The sequence below is a fragment of the Anaerolineae bacterium genome (assembly GCA_016931895.1).
In the GTDB taxonomy this organism is placed as follows: domain Bacteria; phylum Chloroflexota; class Anaerolineae; order 4572-78; family J111; genus JAFGNV01.
This window is the reverse complement of record JAFGDY010000233.1, coordinates 1-24,353: the sequence shown is the minus strand read 5'-3', so window position 1 is coordinate 24,353 and position 24,353 is coordinate 1. Positions and strand designations below refer to the sequence as shown.

Sequence of the window (24,353 nt, the reverse complement as noted above, 5' to 3'; positions counted from 1 at the left end):
GGCGCATAGGCTAACAAAGTATGTCGAAACGAAAGCATGCGGGCCAAAAAATCGGATTTTGGCGCGGGTTAGTTTTCGGCATATTTGCTGACCCTCTTGACCCGTTCCATAAATTTGGCTTTTTCGCCTTCCACCCGCTTGACTAAATCCCGGTCATCCTGGAATTTACTGGCGTATGCATCCAACTCTGCCAAAACTCTTTGCGGATAGTTGGGGTCTTGTTGCATATTGCGCCGTAGCTCATCATCCTTTTCCAACTCCCAAGCTTTACGCCAGCCCATTTCGTGGTCGTGATGGGCCTCAAGTTCACGCTGGCAGAAAAAGCAGACTTCGCCAGGCCGGGCGTCGGCACCATCACAACGGGGACAATTGACCAAATCGTAATCAAAAATATCATCCATAGCTTGACCCCTCATCCCCATGCTGCGCTATCGCGGGCCTGGTCGTCGGCCAGGGCCTAAAATGGAAACTCGTCATCACCAGCATCTTCCATTATTGGCTCTGGTTCTGGCTCTACCGGCGGCTGTCCGTTGGCCGGTGGTCGTTCAACCTTAATGCTTGGTTTACCCCGGTCGGTGATGGGCACCAAACGAACAACTTGCCCAACCCAATCACCCGTTTCATCGCCAAACATTTCGACCATCCGCGCTGCCTGCGTCTTGTTCAGAATAAGCTTTTTCCTTTTGCCCTTGAACGTAAGCAAAAGACGTTCTTCTCGTTTGTTGCTCGACGGATTAAACAACGTCTCCAGGGTAACACCCATGACGACGGCCTGGGCCGGGCTGGGTAAATCGCTGTTTTTCAGGTACGGGCTTTGGTAGCCCGCAATTTGTGAGACTTTCATTTGCTGCACCTTTCGTTGTAAATTAGTTTACAAATTACCCACCTACCCAGTTCACCTACCTACCCAATTCTAAAGAATTTGGGTAGGTAGGTGAACTGGGTAACTCCCCAATTACCTAACCAGTTACCCAAAATCGGGTAAGTAACACTCATAAGAATTTTTGGCCCCGCTTTTAGTGATAATCTCACCATCGGCTATCATTTCCTCAAGGGCGGTGGCAGTAGTGTTTTTTGAGGCACTTGTAACTAATTGAGCCAGCGCATTTTTGCTTTCGCCGGGCCGTTTGGTCAGAATTTCGATAACCTCACTTTTGGCCTGCTGTTTTTTGCTTGGTTTTTTCTGGGGCAGACATTCAAGAGCGTCCCCCCCACTTAACCACGTTGTATAGGTTCCCTGGCTCTGGTCGTCAACCTTGAATTTAGCTACATTGGGCAAACCCTCAATTGGGCCGTCTGGCTCGCCATCCCTCAATTTGTCAATGGTCAAGATGCGAGGTTCTCGGTGTAAACCCTCCACTTTGAAAACAAAATCAACATTGCCCCGATAGGCAGTGCTACCCCGATATCCCCCACTTTTGTTGCTGTGATGAACAAAATTAGCAGCACAATTTAACTGGCGTTGCATCCAGGTAATGGCCTCAACTACAATGCCGGCGTCTTTGCTTGAGTTTTCCTCACTGCCCACGCTCGCCCGGTGCAGTGTGTCAATAAAAACAATATCAACAGCCGGGCTTCCCATCTGCTGCCACAGGTCAACGTAGTGGGTTACATATCGGCTGGCCTCCTGGGTGAATAATTGGGGAACTTCGGTCACAATCTCCAGGTTATCGTTGACAAGGCGGTATACCTCGCCTACATCTGCCCCACGTTCTGCCATACCGTTAACCGCCGCTAAAACTCGCCTAAAAAACTTCTTGCGGCCTTCGGCAATAAAATACAGGACGCTAAACGGGTGTTTTACCTTCCATTTTCCCATCCAGGGCAAACCGGCGGCCAATGATACGGCCAGGTCAATAGAGACATAGGTTTTACCCGCCGCTGCGTCGCCGTATGTCATGCCAATGTCGCCCCGTTCGATTGCTCCGTATATGAGATAATCGGAATCGGGCAAAACCAAACCTTGCGATAAGGTGAAGTGGGGGAAGAGGGCCGCCCGGTTTTTATCTGCCTCATTTTCGGGCACGTTTAAGACGCTGCCCGGCTCGTTGCTGTTCATCCCGAATCGTTGCGCCAGGTCTTTTGCCGCCGCCTCAAAGTTGCTGCCGTGCTGCAGTGTAGCAAAAACCGCGAATGGACTGTAGCTCGTTTCTGTCTCGAATGGACTTGAGTTTGTGGAGAATGGATAAAACAGATTTGAGCCAGCATAGTCAAAGGTTGCAGACACCCCCCGGTCTTTGCCCGGCCGGCGTAGGTAGACAGTATCGCCGCGCCGGTAGACTTCGGCCCAGCCTTCGCGCTTTAATAAATCTAATGCCTCCCCCGCGTGTTTTTGATTGTAAATATCGCCGGGCCGGTCATTATCGCCGTTCTGGTGGCTCTGGTGCGCTCTGGGCGGCTCTGGCGTGGGCGCGTCAAACGCTTTGGCGCAATCCAACAGGATGCGCCGTTCTTCCGGCGTGATTTCTGCCAGGTTGGGCCAAGAACCTTGAATAACCTCATAGCCTGGGGATGGCGCTACCACAAATTGCCCGCCCTGGCCGCGTGTCTCAATTAACGTTGTGCCGTTGCCATCGGTTGCCAGTTTTTGGTTGCCGTCAATAACCGGGCATTTCCAGGCCACGTGATAACCGGCATTTTTGGTCTTTTCGATAATCAGCCGGTCAACGAGTCCCGGCGTGGTTTGCTCTACTAAATCACGCCAGCCGGTAAACAATTCATCGGCTGAAGGTTTGCCGCCGTTATCAAAATCTAAACCCTCCTGGTTGCGTAGGCCGATGACATAACCTCTCCCTATCCAGTGCCTTAAATCGTTCTCTGTAAAATCTTTTGCTTGCCAGCCCTCAATACCAAAAGGGTATTTTTTGCCGGGATGGTCTGGTATCACGTCCATCCCGAATCGTTTCCAGGTCAACGCAATTTTTAACAATTCCTGATTGGTTTTTTTTTGAGTCATTTTTTCTGCCGTGCCTGCAGCAACGCCTCAATCAACCGGCTGGCCTGGTTGCGCGTCAACTGAGTAGTTGTCAATCCATGAAAATTCAATTCGTTTTTAACATTCAGATATTTTTGTTTTTCAGTTCTGGCTATGAGTCTAGACAAATACGCTGATTGTTTTGCAGTGATTGGAAAGTTATTCATTTTTCACATCCTGCGTTGGCGGCCAGTTGCAACATTCTGAAAAAAATGATATACTGATTTGAAATTGAACACGCTCGACAAGAGTTGCATTGTCGAGCAAAAAGCTCTGGATATTCTTCTTTCCAAAGAACGCGGCCCGCACCGCGTTTTTTGTTTTATGCTGATTCGTCATTTTTTGACTCTCCGCTCTCGCCGCCGGCCGCGGCCGGCGCTGGCTCATTTATCATAGCAGACTGAATTTCGCGCAGTTCTTCAGCGATGCGATGCAATTCTGCGTAGAACTGACTCCAGTTTGAGATTTTTGGCGTCTCGACGCTTAATTGCTGCTGCATCGTTGCACCTCCCCCGCCGGCGCGGGCGGCCAGAGGTTGCGCGATTTTGCTGCTTCACGAATAGACAAACGTAGCATTTCAGAAATGCTAACTCGTTCATAACGAGCCAAATTTTTCAAAATCTGGTATTCTATTTCGCCGACGCGGCCACGTGTGTTGCCCGGCCCGCGAATGACTTTTTTTCGCATTGTTCACCTCAAATCAACAAAAAAAGGCACTGCAAAATAGAGAATCATTTCTCAATTCGCAGTGCCCGAAAAATCCCTTTTCGTTCCGGCATCCCGCCGGGGCGGCGCTGTTTGAGTCAAGCGTCCCGCTTGACTCTATTCAATTTCGTCTACTAAAGTAGACAATTTAATTATACTAAATTTTTTTTCTTTTGTCTACGTTGAGGATTATGTCAACTCGACATAAGGTATGGTACTTCATTCCCAATGAGCCTGTTGTCAAGTATAAAATTATTACCAGGTAATAAAAAACCGGCCTTCGGGCCGGTCTTGGGGTTTATTCCAGGTCAATGACATCTTCAAAAATTAACCAGTTTGGTCGGTTAAAACTGGTACTACAGATATTTGGCCAGGCCCCCCCAATCATTGGCCGCCAGGCAATCGCCAAAATCGCCGGCCGCCGCACCGGCTTGACCCTAACCCCAAAAGACCAGGCAGACTGCCCGGTCTTTTTTGTAAACCGCCACCAGTACTTGTGCCGTAGAATAGCGGCGGGGCCAATTGCGCTGAAACAAACCATGAGACAAATTGCCCGGCCAAACAAGACAAATTTGGCCGATTGCTGTATAATGCTCCTGTTTTATGTCCGCGTCAGTGAACTATTATCCAAATTCAGGAGGGAATCATGTCGCAAGATCTATCTTCAGCAAATCAAGAAAGTACATCCGGTGGGGCCGGTAAAGCCGTTGGTATTGGAGTGTGGGTTTTGATCGCCCTCATTGTAATCTGTATTCTGGCCGCCTGCGTGATCATCGCCGTTCTGATGTTGCTTGGGCCGGCTGTGGGCAACGTATTTTCTAACATCGTCGAAAATCTAGAGGTCACTCCTGTCCCGTAATCAGGCCCAAAATAGTAGGTTACGCTGGCTCAAAACTCTATTACTGACGGCTCTGAGCCTGGTTCTGGTGGGACTGCTCGCCTACATTTTCCGGCTACAAATTCTCATTGGCCTGGCCAGCCTGCTGATTGTGGATGACCCCCTGCAACCGGCCGATCTTATTTTTGTCTTCAACGGCGAGGTTGAAACGCGCCCTTTTCACGCGGCTAAACTGTTTAAGCAAGGATTGGCCCCCCAAATTGTCATTGCCCAGGCGGAAGACTCGCCGGCAGTTGAAATTGGCCTCTATCCTGATGAAACCGAAGTTGCGGTTGGGGTTATGCGAGAGTTGGGCGTGCCGGGCGAAAATATTACCGTGCTCCAACCCCTCGGCGGCGTTACCAGCACCCGCGACGAAGCAATGATGCTTGACCAATATGTTAAAGAACACCATCTCAAGCGCATTGTCCTGGTAACCAGCGCCTTCCACACCCGGCGAACCAGGTGGATCTCCGGCCGAGAGTTGGCCGGTTCAGACGCCATCCTGACCATCTCGGCTGCCCCCCACTGGAAATTTGACCAGACCAACTGGTGGCAGAAAGAACGGGGCTTGATAATGTTCAGCAATGAATACATCAAGCTATTCTATTATTTTGCCCTTTACTAACCGGGTGATTAATCCCTTCCTTTTTTACGTATCATCAAAGGCATTTTTGAGCCATTTTTAGGTGTTTTATCATTTTGCAGGAATGGTGAAGCCTTTTTCCGGCACGCCTGACGAAACCATAATCAAGCGCTTCTTCGCCACCTCCGTAAAAACTACGGAGGTAGTGCTTTTGTCTCCCCGTATTTTCTACCGGGTTTATTCTATGTCATAATCCGAACATTCTACGCTTCACACCCTCCCTGTTTAGAGCTATACTAAAACTTGGCTGTAATGCTTAACAATATCTTCGGCAAACTTCTGCAAACGCCAACCTCTTTGCCCCCTGGACTAAATCATTTCATCTTAACATTTTTTACATTTTTTCATTTAAATGTTAAGATGTGACCCCAGGGCGTTATTATTTGGGTGTGTTTCATTTGAATTGAGACTACCCCTGGAGTGCGGAATTTATTTCGCTTTTTGGCAGAGGCAGAATGAATTCTGCACTCCTTCAACTGGTTTGAAACACACTCTTATTATTTGGCCGTCAGGAGGAAGAGAGAACAAATGGAAACACTCAATATTCTGATTTGCAGCAGTAACGAACGCAACGAGCAACAAATGGCCCGGCCCCTCATTGAGGCCGGGATGCAGGTTGAAACCAGCGACAAACTCATCCATGGACTTTATTCGTCCCAACAATTATGGGATTTTCTATTGATAGACCTGGAAGGCCTGGATAGTTACCTGCGCCTGATCTTACCCGCTGTGCGGCGTAAATATCCCAACCTGCCCGTGATTGGCATCAGGGGTAAATCTGTGGGCCAGTTCAGTGGTCTGGGGCTTGGCTATGAACTGGAGCTAGATGCTTATCTTTCCGATATTCCCCAACCTGAAGAATTGATCATCAATTTCCCCCAGGCGGCAACCAAATACCAAAGCGCGCCAGCCGGACTGGCAATTTAGGCCTCCTGTTAGGAAATCACGGCTTCAGACTTCGGCAGTCTTAGTGGATCCAAAACGTTGTTTAGAGTGGGCATTTTAATGCCTAAAAAAACGCACTGAAATGCGGCCTACCAGCCCAAATTTGGATCTACTGAGTCTCAAGAATATTTCTGCTGGACAAAAATGCTTGCCCACCGCAGTTTTAACCTGGCTCCAAAATTACCTTGAGCAAGTTTTCCTCTCGCCGATAAAGCCGCTCAAACCAGGCCGCGCCTTCCCGCAACGGCGCTACCGCGCTGATAATCGCGTTCAGGTTAAGGCTACCCCGGCCCATCATGTTCAAGCAGGCCGGGTATTGGCCGCACGAGGCGGCCGAGCCCACCAGGGTCAACTGGCGCGTGACCACGGTCTGTAGCGGTAACTCCACCTGGGGCAAAAGATTGCCCACCAGGGCCAATACCCCTCCCTTTTTTAAGGATTGCACAGCCAGCTTGACCGTTGAGGCAAGCCCCACCACTTCAAAAGCCAGGTCCGCCCCCAGTCCTCCGGTGAGCCGGCGTACTTCGCCAATCACGTCGTCCCGGTCCGGCCGCAGCGCCTCGTCCGCGCCCAATTGACGGGCCAGTTGTAACCGGTGGATGTCCAAATCCACGGCAATCACCCGCCCACACCCGGCAATTTTCAAAACCTGAATAACCAGCAGGCCAATCATTCCCGCGCCAACCACCACCGCCGTATCGTCCAGGCTTACCGGCACCCGCGAAACCGCATGCACCGCAATTGATACCGGCTCAACCATAGCCCCGTGCGCAAAGGAAACCTCATCCGGCAGACGATACAAAATCCGTTGGGGCACAGCCACGTATTCCGCCATAGCCCCATGCTGGCGGTACTCATCGCACGACACGCCCAAAACGCGACGGTGATCGCACAAATTGATCTGTCCCCGCCGGCAAAAATAACACGCGCCGCAATAAATGGTGGAATCAAACGTCACCCGGTTGCCCACCTGCCACCCAGAAACACGATGGCCCACCCGGGCAACGACTCCGGCGGCTTCGTGCCCCATGATCAGCGGCGGAATTCTCCGGCCCGAACTGCCGTCCATCCCGTGAATGTCGCTGCCGCAAATGCCGCATGCCTTCACTTGCACCAACACCTCAGCGGGGCCAAGCTCAGGCTCGGGCACATCGGTGTACTCAAAATGATTGTATTCGGTCAACATTAATGCCTTCATGCATTCCTCCTGCTGAGGGTAATGTACGCCAAACGACCATCATGATCGTCCCGGCCCGTTTCCTGGGCCAGAGGGAATTTAATCGGGCGGCCGTCTCGCTGCGCCCGGTATATGGCCGTGAACATCTCTACCACCTTGCGTCCTTCCTCGCCGTTCACCGCCGGCTCCCGGTCTTTTAAAATGGCGCCCAAAAAATCTTCAATCTGAACATGATGGTAATGGGTCATCACCTCAATTTCAGCCGCAGTTTGGCGATCTTCCTCCTGCCAGCGTGACAAAAGGTGTTCCTCCCCCGGCACCGTCCAGATGTCGTTGATAGGCGGCTCAACGGCCGTGCTCACTCCGGCAATAAAGGGCGACCCACCTTCGGTTTGCACCCCCACCGAAGCGCCGTTTGAACCATGAATATGGATTTTGCCGTAAAGTCCCGGTTTCTGAGAGTTGCTGACCATTATCTGGCCCAACGTCCCGCTTTTAAAACGCGCCACGGCCACGGCGGTATCTTCGACCTCAACGTAAGGATGATTCAAGTTATCCCAATAACCAAAAAGTTCGTCAATTGGCCCCAGCAGCCATTGGAACAGGTCCAACTGGTGCGGGGTTTGATTGACCAGCACTCCGCCGCCTTCAGTATCCCATTTGCCCCGCCAGGGGTCTGCTTGATAGTAAGCCGCATCGCGCCAGCCCAACACGGTCAGGCTGGCCAGCACCGGCCGGCCAATTTTGCCTGTGGCAATAGCCTGCCGCAGCCGAACCACCGGCGGATAAAAACGACGCTGGCTAATAACGCCCAATTTGACCCCCGCCCGCCGGCAGGCCGCAATCGCCCGGTCGCAATCGTTTAAATCCGAGGCGAGCGGTTTTTCCACCAGAGCATGAACGCCATGCCGGGCCGCCTCAACAATCTGCTCGGCGTGAACCGGGTGCGGCGTACAGATGGCCACCAGCTGCACTTTGGCTTCAGTTAACATTTGGGCATAGTCGGTAAAACCTGATACTTCATACTGGCGGGCAAAATGGTCCACTTTCTCCCGGCTGCGGCTGCACACCGCCACAAATTTAGATTGGGGTAAGGCTTTCAGGGCCTGGGCGTGGGTATGGCCCACTTTGCCACACCCAACCAGGGCCGTGCGAAGAGATTGGCTCATTTTTTTTACCTTTGCTGCGTAGGTTCGGAGTATTTGGCGATAGGGATCGTCATCCCGTCTCCACCCCAGGCAATATAATATGAATGATTGTACCTGTCAATCAGGATGTGTTACAATGGCATCCTCATAAACAAAGCCGGGGAGTTGTTTTTAGACAACGCCAAAGAAAAAGGACAAATGTCCCCCCTTAAAAGGCGCTTTGTCCCTGGTCAATAGACAGATTGAATGTTAAAATAAACAGGCAAAATCATCCCCCGATCTTTTGGCAAACCCCGCCCGGCAAAAACTCAACACTAACAAAGGAGCAACAATGGAATACAAATTTTTGGGCAACACCGGCGTGCAAGTTTCACAGTTGTGTTTTGGCGCCATGTCTTTTGGCGGCGACGCCAACGAAGAGACGGCGGCGGCCATGTTTCATCGCTGTCGCGAAATGGGCATTAATTTTTTTGATTGCGCCAACGTTTATCAGAGCGGGCGCTCCGAGGAAATTTTGGGGCAGCTCATAAAAGATTCCCGCCATGAACTGGTCATCACCAGCAAGTTCCGTTTTGCTATGGGTAGCGGCCCCAATGATCAGGGCGCCTCCCGCCGCCATATTATGGCCATGATTGAAGGCAGCCTGAAACGGCTGCAAACCGACCGGCTTGACCTTTACTTTATCCATCGGTTTGACCCCCATACACCGCTGGAAGAAACCCTGCGCGCCCTGGATGACCTGGTTACTCAGGGCAAAATTCTCTATCCCGCGGTCAGCAATTTTGCAGCCTGGCAAATTGCTAAAGCGCTGGGCATTTCGGCCAGGGAGGGTTGGGCGCGTTTTGAGTGCATCCAGCCGATGTATAATCTGGTCAAACGCCAGGCGGAAGTGGAAATTTTGCCCCTGGCCGAGTCGGAAAAACTGGGGGTCATCAGTTACAGCCCCCTGGGTGGTGGGTTATTGACCGGCAAGTACGGGGTCTCGCAACGCCCCAAATCTGGCCGGATCATAGACAACAAAATGTACAGTCTCCGCTACGGCGAGGATTGGGTGTATGAAGTGGCCGAACGTTTTGCCAACTTTGCCCAAAGCAATGGTTTTGATCCGGCGGCGTTGGCCGTGGCCTGGGTAAGCAGCCATCCGGCGATTACCGCCCCTATCATTGGGGCGCGGAATCTGGAGCAGTTGGAAGGTTCGCTCAAGTCCTTAGACATCCAGATGACGCCCGACCTCCGCGCCGAAATTTCGGCTCTAGCGCCGGAGCCACCTCCGGCCACCGACCGCACCGACGAACGAGCAAACGAAAAACAGGTCAAAAGATGAATAAATTAGAACACGTTTTGGCTGTGCGAAACGAATTGGGCGAAGGCCCGCTCTGGCATCCTGAAGAACAGGCCCTCTACTGGGTTGACATTCCCAGGCACAACTTTCATCGCCTGATTCCGGCGACCGGCCGGCACGAAGTGATTGCGGTAGGCTTGCCTATTGGTGTTTTGGCTTTTCGCGCCGCCGGGGGGCTGGTTATGGCCACCCGGGACGGTTTTGCCCTTTGGGATTTTAACAAACAAGTCCTGGAATTTATAACCGACCCCGAAGCGGACCGGCCCCAGGCTCGTTTTAACGACGGCGCGGTTGACCGGCAGGGCCGCTTTTGGGCGGGGACCATGAGCGAAGGGTTTACCAATAGCCTCTATCGTCTTGACCCCGACGGTTCGGTTCATAAAATGGAAACGGGCATTGGCGTATCCAACGGCCTGGGCTGGAGTCCCGATGATAAAACCATGTACTTTACCGACTCCCCGGCGCGGGCGATTTATGCCTATGATTTTGATTCTGCCACCGGCAACATCAAAAACCGGCGCATTTTTGTTCAGGTTCCCGAAGATGAAGGTCTTCCCGATGGTTTAGCCGTTGACCGCGACGGTTTTATTTGGAGCGCCCACTGGGACGGTTGGAAAATCACGCGCTACAGCCCGGCAGGCCAGGTGGAACGAGTGATCCAGATGCCGGTGCAACGACCTACCAGTTGCGCCTTTGGCGGCCCAAACCTGGACGAACTTTACATCACCTCGGCCCGGCCCGACTTGGCCGAGGCCGAATTGAAAAACCAACCCCTGGCCGGCGATATCTTCCGGCTCAAGGTAGAGGTCCCGGGACTGTCCGAAGCAAAGTTTTTGGGCTAAAGAAAAACTGTCATCAAAATTGCTGGTCAGGGACAAATGTCCCCTCCCCCTGGGCGTTTTGTCCCTGTTCAATGAGCCGGCCCAATGTTACAATAAAATGGGTTTTCTTTTCACTTCCCGGGGCAAAACGGTGTGGTAATTCCGGCTGTCCCGGGACGGTATTTTTATCCCACCTGCGAGTAAAAAGCCATTTCACCCCTATAGCTTGATAGATGACCAAGGAGGTATACATCCATGCGATATCGTCAATTTGGCCGGTTGGGCTGGCGTGTCTCGGCCCTGGGTTTTGGGGCCATGCGCCTACCCACCAAAGGCGAAGATAAAACCAATATTGATGAGCCGGAAACAACCAGAATGTTGCACTACGCCATTGACCACGGCGTAAACTATGTGGATACGGCCTATCCCTACCATGGCGGCCAGAGTGAATGGGTGGTGGGCCGGGCGCTGCAAGGCGGCTATCGCAACAAGGTTAAACTGGCCACCAAATTGCCCACCTGGCTGACCAACGAATCCGGCGATTTTGATAAATTTCTCAACGAGCAACTGCAAAAGCTGCAAACCGATCATATTGACTTTTACCTGCTGCACGCCCTGGGCGCAGAGCGGTGGCGTAAGTTGGCTAAACTGAACGTGCTGGAGTGGGCGGAAAAGGCCATTGCCGACGGCCGCATCGGCTACCTGGGTTTCTCCTTTCACGACGACTACCCGGCCTTTCAAGAAATTGTTGACGCCTACGACAAGTGGACCTTCGCTCAAATCCAATACAACTACATGGACATCGAAAACCAGGCCGGCACTAAAGGGCTGAAATACGCCGCCGAAAAAGGTTTGGCCGTGGTGATCATGGAACCGCTGTTAGGCGGTAGATTGGTTGAACCACCCGCAGCTATCCAACAAATCTGGGATACCGCGGCCAAAAAGCGGGCCTCGGCCGATTGGGCTTTGCAGTGGTTGTGGAATCAGCCGGAAGTGTCGGTGGTGCTGAGCGGGATGAGCACCATGAAACAGGTTGAGGAAAACGTGGCCAGCGCCGAGCAGTCCGGCATCGATCTTCTAACTGCCGAGGGCAGCCTGGAACTCTTTGACCAGGTGCGGATAAAGTACCAGGAGTTCAGCCCCATTCCCTGCACCCACTGCGAATACTGCCTGCCGTGTCCAAACGGCGTGGCCATCCCCCGCAATTTTGAAATCTACAACGACGGCATCATGTACGACAAACTCGATTGGGCGCGGGGGGCCTACACCTGGATCCCCGAAGCCGAACGCGCCAGCGTGTGTATCCAATGCCTCGAGTGCGAACAACTCTGCCCCCAAAACATCCCCATTAGCGACTGGCTGGCGCACATTGACCAGGTTCTGGGCGAAGGCAAGGCTATCGAGGACGCGCCGCGGCCCTAATCCAAACGGAAATACGCCATCAAAAATGAAACAATGGAGTCCATTTTGGACTCCATTATTTCATTGTTTTGACAATAGATCACAACGGTGGTACATTTAGCATAATTATATTGAATTCAATATACTTTATCTCGACACAACAGCTTATGTCCAAAAAACGACGCGAGTGGAAAAATTCATTTTGGGAAGCCTGGCACGCCCATCATGGCAGCGAATCGCCTTCGCCGCGGGAAATGGCCCGGGCCTGGCGCGAGCATTTACACGAATTTTTGGGCCAACCGCCGGAGCATCACTGGTTTTTTGGCGGGCGGCGTTTTAAAGGCGGCCCGTGGGGACCGCAAGGCTTTAACCCGATGGTGGGCATGTTTTTGAGCAAAGGGGGCGGGCTGTTACCTCTCTTGGTATTGCATTTGCTCTCCCAACAACCTCGTTACGGCAACGAAATCATGAACGAGATTGAAATTCGCACCGAGGGGCGCTGGTCGGCCAACCCTGGTGCCATCTACCCCCTGCTGGATATGTTGGAACAACAAGGGTTGATTGAAGGTGAGTGGGAAGACGCCACTAAACGGACCCGCCGCTTCTATCAACTCACCGGCACCGGGCAGACAGAGTTAACTCGGTTGAAAGAGGTCATGCGGCCCAAGTTAGAAGAAGTGATTATTGTTTTGGGCAGGTTGCTGGCAGACCTTTACAAGGAAAATCATCTAAAATCAAGTTGATTGACAATATGGAGGTATAACGTGGAAAAAGTAATCAACGAATTCAGAGTAATTGAAACAGACGATGGCTTTCGCCTTGAGATTAAAGGAGATAAGGAAGCTATCCGCGAGATGTTGCATGGCTTTGGGCCTCGTTTTTCCCATCATCATCGCCGTAAGAAACACCCCGGGCATGGTTTTGGCTTTAGTTTTGGTCCGCATTTTTGGGCTGAATTTGGCAACTGGTGTGGCCCCTGGTGGAATTGGGAGGAGGAAGAAGAAGAAGAAAAAGAAGATACACCCAAAGCGGCTTAGTGCTTGATTGAGAAAAAATATTTCTTCACCAACTAAGGCGAGGACAACACAGAAGCAAAGCATCTCTGTTTGTAGAGATGCTTTGCTTCATACAATTTGCTTCTTGGGGGAGGATTGTGGAATTCAGGCCGCGCCAACCACGGCCTTGGCCACGCGAGCCGCGCTGCCGGCGTCGGGGGCAAAACCGTCGGCGCCCACTTTGTCGGCAAATTCTTGGGTGATGGGCGCGCCGCCAACCAGTATTTTTACCTTGTCGCGCATCCCGGCTTCAGTCAAGGCCTGAATTGTGGCGCCAATGGCGGTCATTGTGGTGGTCAACAAGGCCGACATGCCGATAATATCAGGATTGTTTTCTTGAACGGCCTCCACAAATTTATCGGGAGAAACATCGGTACCCAGGTCAACAATTTCAAAACCGGCGCCCTCTAACATCATGGACACCAGATTTTTGCCGATGTCGTGCAGGTCTCCCGCCACGGTGCCAATAACCACTTTGCCCAGGGTTTCAACCCCGGCATCCACCAGGTGCGGTTTCAAAATGGCCATTGCCGCCTGCATGGCCCGGGCCGAGATGAGCATTTCGGGCACAAACTTTTCCCCTTGCTCAAAAAGCCGGCCCACCTCGGTCATAGCCGGGATACAGGCCTGGCGCAAAATATCGGCGGCAGGCACGTTATCCTCTAGGGCCGCTTTGGTATCCGCTCCGGCGGTTTTGGCGTCGCCGTTCAATACTGCTTCGTAGATAGTTTCAAGACTCACGTTACATGCTCCTCATTGAATAATTTTGACGGTTTGATTCAAAAATTATTACGCCTCAAGTATGCCATCATTCGGCTGTACTCAGGACAAGCTTCGACCGAAGGGAGAAATCCCTGCAACGCTACTTTTATTAAAAACGTGGCCGGTAAAAAAGGAGTTTTATTCAGCCAACTCCATTTTAATTGTTGCGCCATAGAGAGTTCTCGGCCTACGGCCTCGAAATGACATGAGGCTGATTGGATTTATGACCTCCTGAACTAATATTACTTAAACTTGACTATTGTGGCAATTTGGATAGGCCCTTATCTAAAATAAAGTCTTATTGTCCCTTCCGGCCCCGCCGACCAGGGATATTTTCCGTATATTGACACCCTCCTGCCGCATACCGTGAACAACCCAAAAATGGGCCAAATTTACCGCTTTTGACCACCAACGTACCCTGGCCGCATTGAGGGCACGGCTGCCCTTCCTTCTCAGATTTGGGCAACGATTTTTTGGCTCCTTTGGCGGCGGCCTTTCTCGTTTTGGGCGTGGTTCCGCTCCTGGTCACGGGTTGGCGCTCGGCTGCCGCAGCCCGCATGGCTTGATCCACCACAGCCTTGAACGGCCCGTAAAATTCCTGCATCACGGCCAACCGGCCCACTTCACCCCGGGCAATACGATCCAAATTCTCTTCCATCCGGGCCGTAAAGGCCACGTCAACCACCATCTCCACGTGCTTCTCCAGCAATTCACACACCTGGAACCCAAGTGGAGTAGGGTAGAGCCGTTTTTGTTCCACCCCCACGTACCTTCGCTCTTTGAGGGTTTCCACAATAGTGGCGTAAGTGCTGGGCCGGCCCAAGCCCAATTTTTTCAACTCGCCAATGAGTTGCGCTTCGGTGTAACGGTGGGGCGGTTGGGTGAAGTGTTGTTTGGGCATAAGCTGATGTAGGGTCAACGGATCACCTTTGACCAGCTCCGGCATTTTCTCATTTTCAATTCCCTCTCCTGGGCTGCTTTGCTCCCCCGGTTTCCGGGCCTGCCGCGCTTCTTCCGCGTCAACATCCACCCCGTATACTTTCAAAAACCCGGCAAAACGCAGGGTTCGTCCCCTGGCCCGAAACAGGTAAACGGTAGGACTGTTTTCCAGCAACGTTTCAATATCCACCGTCACGGTATCGTACAGGGCAGGCTTCATCTGGCTGGCAATAAATCGCCGCCAGATCAGGCGGTAGAGTTGGTGCTGCGGCGGGGTTAGATACGGCTCAACGGATTTAGGCGTGCGCCAGGAGTCAACCGGGCGAATGGCCTCGTGCGCTTCCTGGGCGGTTTTGTCGCGGGTCTGGTAAACGGGGGGAGAGGGCGGCAGGTAAACCTCGCCCCAAAACTTGGTCACCACGGCGCGGGCGGTTTCCTGAGCCTCCGGCGCTATGGCCACACTGTCGGTGCGGATGTACGTAATCAGGCCAACGGCTTTGCCCTCGCCTAATTTGACCCCCTCGTACAGTTCTTGGGCCAGCTTCATAGTGAAACGAGGATTAAATCCCAGTTGACTTGAGGCCGCCTGTTGCAGCGAGTCGGTGGTAAAGGGGGGGTAAGGCCGGCGCGTGTACATTCCTTTTTTGACCTGCTGCACGCGCCAGGTTGCTCCTTTGAGGTCGGCCAGCACTTGCTGCGCCTCGGCCTGGGTTTTTAATTCCGGCTTTTTGCCCTTGATCCTGAATAGGATGGCCCAAAACTTTTGGTGGTTCGGATCGGCGGTTTTAGAAAGTTCGGCCTCCACGCTCCACCACTCTTCCGGCGTAAAAGCCCGGATGGCCCGTTCCCGCTCCACCACCAGCCACAGCGCAGGCGACTGCACCCGCCCCGCCGACAGCCGCTTCATCCCCGCCAAACCCTGCCACAACACCGGGCTGACCATGTAGCCCACCAGCCGGTCGGTCACCCGGCGAGCCACTTGCGCTTCTACCAAACGCCGGTCAATCTGGCGCGGCGCGGCCAAGGCCGCTTGCAGGTCGGCCTGGGTGATCGCCGTAAAAGTGATCCGTTGGACTTTACCCGCTCCGGCCCGGCCCAAACGTGACGCCACATGCTGGGCAATGGCCTCGCCCTCCCGGTCCATATCCGTAGCCAGGTAAACCACCTCGGCTTCAGCCGCCGCCTGTTTCAATTCCTCTATTTTTTTGCCCTTGCCCTTAATAAGGCGCAGCGTAGGCGTAAAATCTTTCAGGTTGACGTGCATATCGTCGCCGGGCATTTCCAGAATGTGACCACTGGTGGCCTTAACGATGAATCCGGAACCCAGCATGCCCTTAATGGTGCGGGCTTTTTTGGCCGACTCGACCACGAGGAGCTTTTGGCTCAAACAAACATCTCCTGGCTTTAAAGGGATTACCTCAGCCGGCGGCAGAGCCGACTTGAGGCAGAGGCGGTAATTTTCCTATCAGCGCCGCCGGGGCCAGGCCCACCAGGTCTGTTTCGATGACCCGGTTACGCAGGTCAACCTGGGGCCTGGTGTGGGCCACAACGCGGGCATAGTTGTTGGTCAGGCCGCTCCACTGTAAACCAAAACCAAATACCTCGCTACTTTCCCAGAGCACGGGCATAGTGCGGCCAATGAATTTTTGGCGAAAGGCCCGTTCCAGGGTTGCATTGAGGGCGTGCATCCTTTGGCTGCGCTCCTGAGCTACCGGCGCGGGCACCTGACCCTTCATCCTGGCTGCCGCCGTGCCTTCACGCCGGGAGTAGCGGAAAATGTGCAGTTTGGCCGGAGCCAGTTGGCGCACAAAGGCCAGCGACTCGTTGAATTCCGCTTCGGTTTCGCCGGGAAAACCAACAATGATGTCGGTGGTCACGGACAAGTCTGGGATGGCCGCCCGGGCCGCCTGAACCAGGCCGACGAATTTAGCCTGGGTGACCCGGCGGGCCATCCGGCGCAAGGTAGCGTTGCAGCCGCTTTGCAGGGGCAGGTGTAAATGGGGCAGCAGCCGCTTATTCTGCCACAACTCAAAAAATTCCTCAGTCAAATCCCACGGCTCCAGCGACGACAGGCGCAGCCGGGGCAGGTCCGTTTCGGCCAGAACAGCCTGCACTAACTGATACAATCCCCGCTGCTCACCCCAATCATGCCCGTAAGAACCAAGATGCACCCCGCTGAGCACAGCTTCCCGGTAACCCGCCTCCGTTAAACGCTTGATCTCGGCAATAACACCGGCTACGGGCCGGCTGCGGGCGGCCCCCCGGGCCACGGTGACAATGCAAAAAGCGCAGCGATTATCGCAGCCGTCCTGCACCTTGACAAAGGCGCGGGTGTGTTCAGTAGAGGTCAATGAAATCGGCGACGCATCAACCGCCGGCAGCGGGTCGGCGTCTGCCAAAAAACCGGCCTCGACAAGGAGGTCGGGCAAATCATCCTTCTGGCTGTTGCCGACCACCAAGTCAACGCCCAGGCTTTGCACTTGGGCGGGAGAGAGTTGGGCGTAACAGCCGGTCACCACCACTTTGGCGGCCGGGTTAGCCCGCCGCATCTGGCGAATAATCTGGCGCGACTTGCGGGCCGCGCTATGGGTAACGGTGCAGGAATTGAAAACATATAAGTCGGCTATCTCGCCCGGCCCTACCAAACGATGCCCGGCGCTGCTAAAGCGCCGGGCCATTTCTTCGATTTCGCTGATATTCAGGCGACAGCCAATTGATTCGAGCCTGATGCGCATTAAGTTTTACCGCACGTCCATCTTGCTTTTTGCCCAATCCGGACCAACGCCGGCATTGGGGATGATTTCCGTTTGATTGGCCCCGCTGCCGCTCATTTTCCAGATGCCCCAGGCCCCGCTGCGGGCGCTGCGGAAGATGATGTCGCCGCTGGGGGTGTAGATGGGTAAGGAGTCCGGGCCGGGAGCGTCGGTGAGGCGCTGCACGTTGCTGCCGTCCACGTTCATGGTGTAAATGTCAACATTGCCGCCTTCATCGCGGCTAAAGGCAATGGTCTGGCCATCGGGCGACCAGGCGGGGAAGGAGTCGGAGCCAACGCTGGTAATGGGCGTGTGGCCGCTGTCGTCCCGGTTTGAAATCCAGATGCCGGTTTTGCCGTCCCGGCCGGAGCGATAAACAATCTTCTGGCTGTCGGGCGACCAATCGGCCTGCTCGCCCACAATTTCAAAGCGAAATTGCTGGTTGTCGGTAGTGCCTAAAAAATAGATACGGTAATCTCCGCCGGGTTTGGCATCATAGGCTACCATTTGCCCATCAAGAGAAACACTCGTCCAGCGAGCTGTGCCATCATTCCAACCAGGACCTTGCCGAACTCCGGGAAATGTAACACAAATGTCAGCAGGAGCAGAAGAAAAATCTATAGCCACAATACCATCGCTTACGCCAGGCAAATCACAACTTCCAATGCCAGGGACTTGGCTGCGATCTTGTTGACCAACTCCTGCCTCACCAAAAAAGAAGATGGTCTGGCCATCAGGTGTCCAGGAAGGACCGGCGGCCCGATTCATAATAAATTGTTCGTTATTGCCATTGGTGTCGGCCACGTACATATTATGCTGCCCGCCGTCCCACTTGGTGTAAACCAGTTGGTAAACTCCACCGCCGCCACCCGAACTGCCACCGCCACCTCCTGGACTTACCTCACTCAAACTCGGCTTGGTGGGCGTGGCTTCGGGGAGAGCAGGTTTGGTGGGCGTGGGCGTATCTGCGGCTGCCGCCACGGGTAGTTCTGCTCCCTTGATGGTAAAAGTGCCTTTTGAGAGTAATTCGTCATTTACATAAAGTTCCAAGGTCCATTCACCCGGCGAGAGCGGGTCTCCCCCGGCGTCAATGAAATAATCAAACCGTCCACTTTCCGAGTCGGTCCAGGCGGCTGAATTTCGCAAGATTTCACTGCCATCCAGATACCAAACCCGCTCCCAGGTGTAGGAGGACAACATGCCACTATAATCAAAAATAGCATGGATCACGGTAATCCCTTCGGCAAAGGAGGTGCCGGGATCAATCGGCTCATAATCGGCAGTAGCGTCCAGGGCAAAAGTAATCATGCCGATGACCGGCTTGGTCTCTAAGGGCGGGGTCTCGCCGGTATCAGCCTGCTCTACAGTAGGCTCAATAGGGGTCTCCACCGTAGGGCTTGGTTCGAGGGTAGCCGTGGGCATAATCACGGTGGGCGTCTCCACCACCGGGGTAGCCTCACCACCTCCCAGGCCGGCAATATCATTCAACCGATCGCGGGCAAAAAACAGTCCCCCGCCAATAAGCAAAGCAATACATAACAACAGCACGCACCCCAGGCCACCCACAATCAAAAGGGGCCTGCGATTAGTTGCAGCCGGCGCTGGCGCTCCTCCCCCGGTATAGACAGTTTGATTCTGACCGCTCATTGGTAAAGTCCTCCTCATTTAATTGTATTAAAATATGATAGGATAATCAACCGACCCATTAAAGCATATCATTGAGAGGGGTCAGTGTCAAGTTGGAATTAACCATAAAAAAATCCCCCGGCTAATACTTCAACCGGGGGCTAATGATAAGGAGGGAGGGGAACTAAACTTTCGACACTTTTATTGTAGCAGAAAAAACAGGTGATGAACCTAACGGTTTGTTACGGTTTGTTACAAAATATTAAGGTTTAGCTGGAAAATACATACTCGCCGGAAAGCCATTTTGGATGGCAAGGTAGCAAAGGGGTAAGGTAGCAAAGTAACAAAGGGACAAGGTAGCAAAGCAGGAACACATTCTGATACCTGCTATCCCTGCCTAAACCCCTTCCGCTAAGTTTGGCCGCAACCACCGCTCCACCTCGGCCACCGGCATGCCCTTGCGACGGGCGTAATCCGCCACTTGATCACGGCCAATTTTGCCCACCGTAAAATAGCGCGCTTCAGGGTGGGCAAAGTAAAAACCGCTGACCGCGGCCGCCGGATACATGGCAAACGTTTCGGTCAGGTGCAGATCAATATTTTGCGGCACGTTGAGCAGGTCAAACAAAATGCCCTTTTCGGTGTGATCCGGGCAGGCGGGATAACCGGGCGCGGGCCGAATGCCGCGATAGGCTTCTTTGATCAATTCCTGGTTGCTGAAATTTTCGGCGGGCGCGTAGCCCCACCACTGCTTACGCACCTGCTCGTGCATATACTCGGCCAGGGCTTCGGCCAAACGGTCGGCCAGGGCTTTGGCCATAATGGCGCAATAATCGTCGTGTTCGGCCTCAAATTTGGCCGCCAGTTCCGGCAAACCTATGCCGCCGGTCACGGCAAAACAGCCCAGATAATCGGGCGCGCCGCTATCGGCGGGCGCAATAAAATCGGCCAGGGCGTAACAGGGCCGGCCCGGCCCCTTGTCGGTTTGCTGGCGCAGGGTGTGGAAAACGGCCAGCGTCTCGGCCCGGGCCTCGTCGGGGTAAAGGATGATGTCGTCGCCCTTGCTGTTGGCCGGGAAAAAGCCCAGCACGGCGCGGGCGGTCAGCCAGCCCTGTTTGATGATGTTGTCAAGCAGGGTTTGGGCGTTGTTGAAAAGATCGGTGGCTTCCCGGCCCTTGACGGGATCGTTCAAGATTTGCGGGTAAACGCCATTAATCTCCCAGGTGTGGAAAAACGGGGTCCAGTCAATGCACCGGGCCACGCTGTTCAGGCTGATCCGGTCAAACACTTTGACGCCCAAAAAGCTGGGCTTCACAATATCCACCTGCGTCCAATCCGGTTGGAAACGGCGAGCGCGGGCCGCAGGCAGGTCGAGCAGCGGTTTTTTGGCTCGTTTGCCGCGGTGAGTTTCCCGCAGTTGTTCGTACTCGGCGGCTACCTCCCGGCGGAATGATTGGCGGGTAGTGGGATTGAGCAGCTTTTCCACCACGCCCACGCTGCGCGACGCATCGAGCACGTGTATGGCCGTGTTTTGATACGCCGGCGCAATTTTGACCGCCGTATGGATGCGCGAGGTGGTGGCCCCGCCAATCAAAAGCGGCAACTCAAAGCCCTGGCGCGTCATTTCCTCGGCCACGTGCACCATCTCATCCAGCGAGGGCGTGATCAGCCCGCTCAGGCCAATCACGTCCACGTTTTGCTCGCGGGCAGTTTGCAAAATCTTTTCCGCCGGCACCATCACGCCCAGGTCAATCACATTATAATTGTTACAACCCAACACCACTCCCACAATGTTTTTGCCAATGTCGTGCACGTCGCCCTTAACCGTAGCCAGCAATATTTTGGCCGCCTGGCTATCCTCAAGCCCGTTTTGCGCATTTTCTTCCAGAATGAACGGCAACAGGTAAGCCACAGCTTTTTTCATCACTCGCGCGCTTTTGACCACCTGGGGCAAAAACATCTTGCCCGCTCCAAACAAATCGCCAACCACGTTCATGCCCGCCATCAACGGCCCTTCAATCACGGCCAATGACCGGTCAAACTGCTGCCGCGCTTCTTCCACATCCGTTTCAATGTAGTCCAAAATACCTTTGACCAGGGCATGCTCCAATCGTTTGTGCACCGGCTGATCGCGCCAGGCTTTATCCTCAACTTTTTCCATAGCCTGGCCCTTGACCGTTTCGGCAAAACTGACCAGCCGCTCGGTGGCATCCGGGCGGCGGTTGAAGATCACGTCCTCCACCCGTTCCAGCAGGTCCGGCGGGATATCGTCGTACACGGCCAACTGTCCGGCATTAACAATGGCCATATCCAACCCGGCCCGGATGGCGTGGTACAAAAACGCGGCATGCATGGCCTCTCGCACCACATTGTTGCCCCGAAAAGAAAAGGACAGGTTGCTCACCCCACCGCTGACCTTACAATGCGGCAGGGTTTGTTTGATCATCCGGGTGGCCTCGATAAAGTTGACGGCGTAGTGGTTGTGTTCTTCAATGCCGGTGGCTACGGTGAGGATATTGGGGTCAAAGATAATGTCTTCGGGCGAGAAGCCGACCTCCCGGGTGAGGAGGTTGTAGGCCCGGGTACAGATCTCCACTTTGCGCTCCAGCGAGGCGGCCTGGCCCGCTTCGTCAAAGGCCATCACAATCACGGCGGCGCCGTAACGTTTGATAAGGCAAGCCTGGCGTTTGAATTCCGCCTCGCCTTCTTTGAGGCTGATGGAATTGACCACGCTTTTGCCCTGCACACACTTTAAGCCAGCCTCAAGCACCGACCACTTGGAGGAGTCGATCACCACCGGCACGCGGGCAATGTCCGGCTCGGCGGCGATCAAATTGAGAAAGCGGGTCATGCAGGCTTCGCCGTCGAGTAGGCCGTCGTCAAAGTTGACATCCACCATCTGCGCGCCATTTTCCACCTGCTGGGCCGCAATGCGCAAGGCTTCTTCGTAATTTTCTTCCACAATCAGCCGTTTGAACTTGATTGAGCCGGATACGTTGGTCCGTTCGCCAATGTTGACAAAGTTGGTAAAGGGAGTGATGGTGAGCGGTTCCAGGCCGCTGTAGCGAGCGTAAGGTTCAACCTTGGGCACGAGGCGGGGTTGAATTTTTTCCACGGCCCGGGCAATGGCCCGGATGTGATCGGGCGTGGTGCCGCAGCAGCCGCCCACTATGTTAATAAATCCGCTTTGGGCAAACTCTTGCAGGTAGGCCGCAATTTCGTCCGGGGTCTGATCGTATTCGCCAAACTCGTTGGGCAGCCCGGCGTTGGGATAACAACTGACCAAAGTATCGGCCACGTCGGAAAGATTTTCAAGATAAGGCCGCATTTCTTTAGCGCCCAACGAGCAGTTCAGGCCCACACTGAAAGGCTGAACGTGCCTGACCGAATGCCAGAAGGCTTCGGTGGTTTGGCCGGAGAGAGTGCGGCCGCTGGCATCGGTGATGGTGCCGGAAACCATCACCGGCAGGCTGCGGCCTATTTCGGCAAACAATTCATCCAAGGCAAAAAAAGCGGCCTTGCCGTTGAGGGTGTCGAAAATGGTTTCCAGCAGCAGCAGGTCCACGCCACCGTCCACCAGGCCCCGGGCTTGTTCTTTGTAAACGGCTTTTAATTGGTCAAAGGTAACGTTGCGGGCGCCGGGGTCGTTGACGTTGGGCGAGAGGGAGGCGGTTTTATTGGTTGGCCCCAGGGCGCCGGCCACAAAACGCGGTTTGTGGGGCGTTTGGGCCGTGTATTGGTTGGCGACCTGGCGGGCGATTTTGGCCGCGGCCAGGTTCATTTTGTAGGCCAGCTTTTCCATGCCGTAATCGGCCTGGGAGATGGCGTTGGCGTTGAAGGTATTGGTTTCAACAAGGTCCGCCCCGGCTTCCAGATAAGCCCGGTGAATTTCAAGGACCAACTGCGGCTGGGTGAGACTGAGCAGATCATTATTGCCCTTTACCGGCCGGTCATAATCTTTAAACCGCTCCCCGCGATAACGGGCTTCATCCAGATTATACTGCTGAAGCATGGTGCCCATTGCGCCATCAAGGATGAGGATGCGTTGTTGAGCAAGTTCGGTTAAGGTTGATTGAACAGACATACGTGCCTCCTGCATTTAAGGAATCCACGAAGAAACGCTAAGGACAGCATTTGTTTCCCCCAATGGATGCAAAAAGAGGCGAACTCATTTCCTCGCCTCTTTGCGTGGGGGTATTATACCTGATTTGTTATCTCCTCAAAAACCCAGGCGTTCTCGCTAATCTGAAATTTTAGAGCCGGGTTGGTGGGATCGGATGCGCCTGCGCCAGTAAGCCAGGTTAGGGTTATCTGGGTCAACCTTGGCCCACACATCCAGCCAGGATTGAGCGCCGGCGGGCATATCTTTGGCCAGGGCCAATTGAATATTGGCCATACTAAGCGCAGCAAATTCGGTAATGTGGAGGCGTTATCCGGCGCATCCGGTTCAAGTTCCAGCGCGCGCTGCAATAATTCTTCGGCCTGGTGCGACTGGCGGTTGTACAAAGCATCAACGGCTTGTTGCATCCAGTCCAACACCTGGGGCGAATGGTCTTTATCTTCAACAGGTTCATCGTAAATTTCAAATCCCAGGGTGACAATCTCTTGCCACTCCCCCCGCAGCCACATTTTTACCGGCCCGGCAGGCAACAACCCGGCCTGGAATACCGTTTGCAGCGCCCGGTGGCGTAAATCATCCGGGCCATGCTGGCCGAGAGCAAACCGGTGCAAGGCGTCCAATAGCTCGGGAGTTTCGGCCACTGTGGCCAACTCCAGGGCAAACTTACGGCCGTTTGGATCGCCTCGTTCCAGCAAAATGGGCACCAGGATATTCATTTCAGGGTGTTGGTTTAAATAGCGGCGGGCGGCTCGCTCCATTGCGACATCGCTATTCTTCTGGATGGCCGGCTGCCAATATTTCACCATATCGGCCAGCGCCTGCCCCGAAACTCACTGGTATAAGCCAAAGGGCCAGGGCGCGTGACGCTCGTATACCGGGCCTGTCCAAATCGCCTGGTTGGCTGACAAATTTAACAATTGCCAGCCCTGGATTTATGGTCCCTGCCGTAAGTTTTGCACTCAATAATCAACAGAATTTTGGGGATGGTTCATCTCTTACGAATAGTTAAGTTGACACTTTTCAAATAGGCGAAAATCTATATGAGTGTTAATCCAAGAAAAT

At 53.8% G+C, this 24,353-nt stretch carries 22 protein-coding genes; 8 read left to right on the top strand and 14 right to left on the bottom strand.

Annotated elements, in window-relative coordinates:
- Positions 1–68 precede the first annotated feature (68 nt).
- The 6 genes from JW953_17340 to JW953_17315 form a co-directional block, all read right to left on the bottom strand.
- Positions 69–401, bottom strand: a complete 333-nt coding sequence (locus JW953_17340; protein MBN1994466.1) for a hypothetical protein — start codon at positions 399–401, stop codon at positions 69–71.
- Between the two features lie 56 nt (positions 402–457).
- Entirely contained in the window at positions 458–844 is a 387-nt protein-coding gene (locus tag JW953_17335; GenBank protein MBN1994465.1) for a hypothetical protein, read from the bottom strand.
- A gap of 123 nt (positions 845–967) precedes the next feature.
- The gene (locus JW953_17330; GenBank protein MBN1994464.1) at positions 968–2,956 is read right to left on the bottom strand and encodes an AAA family ATPase; all 1,989 of its coding nucleotides are present in this window, start codon (positions 2,954–2,956) and stop codon (positions 968–970) included.
- The gene (locus tag JW953_17325; protein ID MBN1994463.1) at positions 2,953–3,141 is read right to left on the bottom strand and encodes a hypothetical protein; all 189 of its coding nucleotides are present in this window, start codon (positions 3,139–3,141) and stop codon (positions 2,953–2,955) included. Before JW953_17325 ends, JW953_17330 begins: the two co-directional genes overlap by 4 nt.
- A gap of 155 nt (positions 3,142–3,296) precedes the next feature.
- Positions 3,297–3,473, bottom strand: coding sequence for a hypothetical protein (locus JW953_17320; GenBank protein ID MBN1994462.1), 177 nt, complete (start codon positions 3,471–3,473; stop codon positions 3,297–3,299).
- A complete protein-coding gene (locus JW953_17315; GenBank protein MBN1994461.1) occupies positions 3,458–3,661 on the bottom strand; it encodes a hypothetical protein in 204 nt (67 codons plus the stop codon). The genes JW953_17320 and JW953_17315 overlap by 16 nt, the downstream gene beginning before the upstream one ends.
- Before the next feature lie 730 nt (positions 3,662–4,391).
- Here JW953_17315 and JW953_17310 point away from each other — a divergent pair.
- The 3 genes from JW953_17310 (at position 4,392) to JW953_17300 (ending at position 6,129) form a co-directional block, all read left to right on the top strand.
- Complete coding sequence (locus tag JW953_17310) at positions 4,392–4,538, top strand: pilus assembly protein (protein ID MBN1994460.1); 147 nt, start codon at positions 4,392–4,394, stop codon at positions 4,536–4,538.
- 67 nt (positions 4,539–4,605) lie between these two features.
- Positions 4,606–5,184, top strand: a complete 579-nt coding sequence (locus tag JW953_17305; protein ID MBN1994459.1) for a YdcF family protein — start codon at positions 4,606–4,608, stop codon at positions 5,182–5,184.
- Between the two features lie 546 nt (positions 5,185–5,730).
- The gene (locus JW953_17300) at positions 5,731–6,129 is read left to right on the top strand and encodes a hypothetical protein (GenBank protein ID MBN1994458.1); all 399 of its coding nucleotides are present in this window, start codon (positions 5,731–5,733) and stop codon (positions 6,127–6,129) included.
- Positions 6,130–6,310: 181 nt separating this feature from the next.
- On the opposite strand, the gene JW953_17295 is transcribed toward JW953_17300, so the two are convergent.
- Together JW953_17295 and JW953_17290 are read right to left on the bottom strand one after the other, a co-directional pair.
- Complete coding sequence (locus JW953_17295) at positions 6,311–7,345, bottom strand: galactitol-1-phosphate 5-dehydrogenase (protein ID MBN1994457.1); 1,035 nt, start codon at positions 7,343–7,345, stop codon at positions 6,311–6,313.
- The gene (locus JW953_17290; GenBank protein MBN1994456.1) at positions 7,342–8,493 is read right to left on the bottom strand and encodes a Gfo/Idh/MocA family oxidoreductase; all 1,152 of its coding nucleotides are present in this window, start codon (positions 8,491–8,493) and stop codon (positions 7,342–7,344) included. Before JW953_17290 ends, JW953_17295 begins: the two co-directional genes overlap by 4 nt.
- Positions 8,494–8,803: 310 nt before the next feature.
- On the opposite strand from JW953_17290, the gene JW953_17285 reads away from it, so the two are divergent.
- The 5 genes from JW953_17285 (at position 8,804) to JW953_17265 (ending at position 13,073) form a co-directional block, all read left to right on the top strand.
- Positions 8,804–9,796, top strand: coding sequence for an aldo/keto reductase (locus JW953_17285; protein ID MBN1994455.1), 993 nt, complete (start codon positions 8,804–8,806; stop codon positions 9,794–9,796).
- On the top strand, positions 9,793–10,656 hold the full coding sequence (locus JW953_17280; protein MBN1994454.1) for an SMP-30/gluconolactonase/LRE family protein: 864 nt from the start codon (positions 9,793–9,795) through the stop codon (positions 10,654–10,656). Before JW953_17285 ends, JW953_17280 begins: the two co-directional genes overlap by 4 nt.
- A gap of 234 nt (positions 10,657–10,890) precedes the next feature.
- Positions 10,891–12,057: an aldo/keto reductase gene (locus JW953_17275; GenBank protein ID MBN1994453.1), complete on the top strand. Its 1,167-nt coding sequence runs from the start codon at positions 10,891–10,893 to the stop codon at positions 12,055–12,057.
- A gap of 146 nt (positions 12,058–12,203) precedes the next feature.
- Positions 12,204–12,779, top strand: coding sequence for a helix-turn-helix transcriptional regulator (locus JW953_17270; protein ID MBN1994452.1), 576 nt, complete (start codon positions 12,204–12,206; stop codon positions 12,777–12,779).
- Positions 12,780–12,800: 21 nt separating this feature from the next.
- The gene (locus JW953_17265; protein MBN1994451.1) at positions 12,801–13,073 is read left to right on the top strand and encodes a hypothetical protein; all 273 of its coding nucleotides are present in this window, start codon (positions 12,801–12,803) and stop codon (positions 13,071–13,073) included.
- Between the two features lie 123 nt (positions 13,074–13,196).
- Here the strand turns inward: JW953_17265 and JW953_17260 are convergent, their stop codons facing one another.
- The 6 genes from JW953_17260 to JW953_17235 all read right to left on the bottom strand — a co-directional run bounded on the left by JW953_17260 (position 13,197) and on the right by JW953_17235 (position 24,097).
- Positions 13,197–13,832, bottom strand: a complete 636-nt coding sequence (locus tag JW953_17260) for a corrinoid protein (protein MBN1994450.1) — start codon at positions 13,830–13,832, stop codon at positions 13,197–13,199.
- Between the two features lie 319 nt (positions 13,833–14,151).
- A complete protein-coding gene (gene topA, locus JW953_17255; protein MBN1994449.1) occupies positions 14,152–16,179 on the bottom strand; it encodes a type I DNA topoisomerase in 2,028 nt (675 codons plus the stop codon).
- 31 nt (positions 16,180–16,210) lie between these two features.
- On the bottom strand, positions 16,211–17,527 hold the full coding sequence (mtaB, locus tag JW953_17250) for a tRNA (N(6)-L-threonylcarbamoyladenosine(37)-C(2))-methylthiotransferase MtaB (GenBank protein ID MBN1994448.1): 1,317 nt from the start codon (positions 17,525–17,527) through the stop codon (positions 16,211–16,213).
- A 6-nt stretch (positions 17,528–17,533) separates the two neighbouring features.
- Positions 17,534–19,192, bottom strand: coding sequence for a PD40 domain-containing protein (locus tag JW953_17245; GenBank protein ID MBN1994447.1), 1,659 nt, complete (start codon positions 19,190–19,192; stop codon positions 17,534–17,536).
- A 376-nt stretch (positions 19,193–19,568) separates the two neighbouring features.
- Positions 19,569–23,255 (bottom strand): methionine synthase, encoded by a 3,687-nt coding sequence (metH, locus tag JW953_17240; GenBank protein MBN1994446.1) that lies wholly within the window; start codon positions 23,253–23,255, stop codon positions 19,569–19,571.
- A gap of 113 nt (positions 23,256–23,368) precedes the next feature.
- Positions 23,369–24,097, bottom strand: a complete 729-nt coding sequence (locus JW953_17235) for a hypothetical protein (protein MBN1994445.1) — start codon at positions 24,095–24,097, stop codon at positions 23,369–23,371.
- Positions 24,098–24,353 lie beyond the last annotated feature (256 nt).

Coding starts and splice junctions, on each gene's coding strand:
- JW953_17340 (MBN1994466.1), bottom strand. CDS start 401: ATGGATGATATTTTTGATTACGATTTGGTCAATTGTCCCCGTTGTGAT.
- JW953_17335 (MBN1994465.1), bottom strand. CDS start 844: ATGAAAGTCTCACAAATTGCGGGCTACCAAAGCCCGTACCTGAAAAAC.
- JW953_17330 (MBN1994464.1), bottom strand. CDS start 2,956: ATGACTCAAAAAAAAACCAATCAGGAATTGTTAAAAATTGCGTTGACC.
- JW953_17325 (MBN1994463.1), bottom strand. CDS start 3,141: ATGAATAACTTTCCAATCACTGCAAAACAATCAGCGTATTTGTCTAGA.
- JW953_17320 (MBN1994462.1), bottom strand. CDS start 3,473: ATGCAGCAGCAATTAAGCGTCGAGACGCCAAAAATCTCAAACTGGAGT.
- JW953_17315 (MBN1994461.1), bottom strand. CDS start 3,661: ATGCGAAAAAAAGTCATTCGCGGGCCGGGCAACACACGTGGCCGCGTC.
- JW953_17300 (MBN1994458.1), top strand. CDS start 5,731: ATGGAAACACTCAATATTCTGATTTGCAGCAGTAACGAACGCAACGAG.
- JW953_17295 (MBN1994457.1), bottom strand. CDS start 7,345: ATGAAGGCATTAATGTTGACCGAATACAATCATTTTGAGTACACCGAT.
- JW953_17290 (MBN1994456.1), bottom strand. CDS start 8,493: ATGAGCCAATCTCTTCGCACGGCCCTGGTTGGGTGTGGCAAAGTGGGC.
- JW953_17285 (MBN1994455.1), top strand. CDS start 8,804: ATGGAATACAAATTTTTGGGCAACACCGGCGTGCAAGTTTCACAGTTG.
- JW953_17280 (MBN1994454.1), top strand. CDS start 9,793: ATGAATAAATTAGAACACGTTTTGGCTGTGCGAAACGAATTGGGCGAA.
- JW953_17275 (MBN1994453.1), top strand. CDS start 10,891: ATGCGATATCGTCAATTTGGCCGGTTGGGCTGGCGTGTCTCGGCCCTG.
- JW953_17270 (MBN1994452.1), top strand. CDS start 12,204: ATGTCCAAAAAACGACGCGAGTGGAAAAATTCATTTTGGGAAGCCTGG.
- mtaB (MBN1994448.1), bottom strand. CDS start 17,527: ATGCGCATCAGGCTCGAATCAATTGGCTGTCGCCTGAATATCAGCGAA.
- JW953_17245 (MBN1994447.1), bottom strand. CDS start 19,192: ATGAGCGGTCAGAATCAAACTGTCTATACCGGGGGAGGAGCGCCAGCG.
- metH (MBN1994446.1), bottom strand. CDS start 23,255: ATGTCTGTTCAATCAACCTTAACCGAACTTGCTCAACAACGCATCCTC.
- JW953_17235 (MBN1994445.1), bottom strand. CDS start 24,097: ATGGTGAAATATTGGCAGCCGGCCATCCAGAAGAATAGCGATGTCGCA.